Origin of the sequence: Robiginitalea sp., assembly GCF_049588695.1 — a bacterium.
Lineage (GTDB): Bacteria > Bacteroidota > Bacteroidia > Flavobacteriales > Flavobacteriaceae > Robiginitalea.
Window position 1 is genome coordinate 1 of the sequence record NZ_JBAVZJ010000351.1, and the last position, 2346, is coordinate 2346.

Annotated in this window: 3 protein-coding genes; all 3 read left to right on the plus strand. The window is 38.2% G+C overall.

The genetic code is table 11. From position 1 onward, the window contains the following. Positions 1–38 precede the first annotated feature (38 nt). A complete protein-coding gene (locus WBV75_RS08520; protein ID WP_424120206.1) occupies positions 39–1058 on the plus strand; it encodes an HAD family hydrolase in 1020 nt (339 codons plus the stop codon). Between the two features lie 27 nt (positions 1059–1085). Next, on the plus strand, positions 1086–1520 hold the full coding sequence (locus tag WBV75_RS08525) for an ion channel (protein WP_424120207.1): 435 nt from the start codon (positions 1086–1088) through the stop codon (positions 1518–1520). A 247-nt stretch (positions 1521–1767) separates the two neighbouring features. Then, on the plus strand, positions 1768–2346 hold a 579-nt coding region (locus WBV75_RS08530; RefSeq protein WP_424120208.1), incomplete at its 3' end, for a DUF1295 domain-containing protein.

Sequence of the window (2346 nt, forward strand, 5' to 3'; positions counted from 1 at the left end):
TTCGCTCGCAATGACGATTATATTAAGACTAAAAAATCATGAAAAAATTAATTACATTCTTAACGCTTACCACCCTTTTGTTGTCGGGATGTAATGAAGCTACTGTTAAAACAGAATCCGTAGAAAATAGCGAGATTTCAGACCCGCTACCTTCTTGGAATGAAGGAGCTACAAAAACTGCTATTATCGAATTTGTAAATAGTGTTAGTAAAGAAGGGGGTACCCAATATGTGAGTCCTGAGGAAAGGATTGCAACATTTGATAATGATGGCACATTATGGTGTGAACAACCCGTTGCACAGCTTGAGTTTGCGGCATACCAAGTTAAAAAAATGGCAGTTGACCATCCCGAGTGGAAGGATACGCAACCCTTTAAATCGGTTCTTGAAGGTGATAATGAATATCTGGTGAATGATTTGCTAAATAATCATGGCAAAGAGTTAATGAAACTTATTACGGTTACGCATGCAGGTATGACCTTGACAGAATTTAGTGCAGATGTTACCGCATTTCTCAACGCTTCTTCTCATCCAAAGTACGGAAAGAAGTATACGGAGACTGTTTATCAGCCTATGCTGGAATTGTTACAATATTTACGCAAAAATGAATTTAAAACCTATATCTGCTCCGGTGGAGGCAATAGTTTTATGAGGGTTTTTGCAGACGATGTTTATGGCATTGTACCCGAAAACGTAATCGGCACTTTTGCCATGAATACTTTTGAACAAGTTGATGGTGAATGGCAGATTGTAAAGGGGACAAAGAACATTTTTATGAACGATAAAGCAACTAAACCTGCGACAATTGAGCAGCGAATTGGTCGTATCCCAATCTTTGTTGGAGGAAATGTACGTAGTGGAGGTGACATCGGACAACTAACCTATAGCCAAACAAACACACTACCCAATTTTCAACTTTTGGTAAATCATGACGACGATGTACGTGAGTTTGCATATTCCGAAAAAGATAATGCATCCTTAAATGCGGCCCAAGAAGGTGGCTGGCATGTAGTAAGCATGAAAAACGATTGGAAGAAAATATTCCCTTTCGATAATTAAAAGAGACAGAACGAAAAGATTTAAAAGTTGATTGATAACCTATTAACAGGAACTATAGTAATTGGTATATGCATGATTATACAATGTGCATTTATATCTGTTATGGTGCAAGGCATTATTAGGCAAGATTCAAAACAGGAACTACGACCTACCTTTTTAACAATATCTACCGTTTTGGTATTTGGGGTTTTTGTGTTATTAATTGGGAGCCTAATACAAATAAGTCTATGGGCAGCAGTATTTATGTATTATGATGAATTTACTGCGTTCAAAGATGCATTCTATCATTCTACCGTTAATTTCACTACCCTGGGTTATGGCGATTTCGTTTTAAGTAATGAAAGGAAACTATTAGGTGGCTTGGAAGCTGTAAATGGGGTGCTTATGTTCGGGCTGTCTTCAGGTTTTCTATACGCGCTTTTAAACGCACTATTGCAAAGAAAACATGGGATAAGAAATTAAATCAAACAAAGTAAAAAACAAATAAAATGAAAACAATAATAAAATCAGTTTTTACCTGTGTAGCGCTCAGGGGCCAGATAAGGGCTTGGGCATTTGGCAGTCTTAATGAAAGGCGAAGGGAACTTCTTTTATTAAACCCTTAGGCTTCGCCCATTTTTTTAATCAGTTGATAATTTGATTCGAGAATATCACTAAATTTCAGGACAATTTTACTCACGTCGTCCAGTCTAAATACTCCTTCAAATTTATGAATGTTCTGAAAATTGCCTCCCTATTAGTCACAACCTTACTCGTTGTACCGATTCTCACCTATTATTTTGGAACGCCTTTGACTGATTTCCAGGTCGTAGCTCTGAAGTCTGTGATCTATGTTAATGTCGGGGTTATTACGTACTGCTTTGTTGTTGGTGAAATTACAGGAAACAGCAGTCAGGTAGACAAATTATGGAGTTTGACTCCCATAGTCTATGCGTGGATTATTGCTGATTATGGAGGCTATTCACCCCGATTGGTACTCATGACGACCCTTGTGGCGCTTTGGGGAATCAGACTGACCTATAATTTTTCGCGCCACGGTGCGTATACCATCAAATTCTGGGAAGGTAAAGAGGACTATCGATGGCAAATATTACGGGATAAAAAGGAGTTTCAGCCAAAATGGAAATGGACCTTGTTCAACCTGTTTTTTATCTCAGGGTATCAAAATATTTTAATTCTGCTGTTTACGCTGCCCATTCTTGTGGCCCTTCAATTTAACGATACCCCGCTGGGGATAATAGATGCAGTGGCAGCCATTCTGATGCTCTTTTTCATTATATTTGAGACT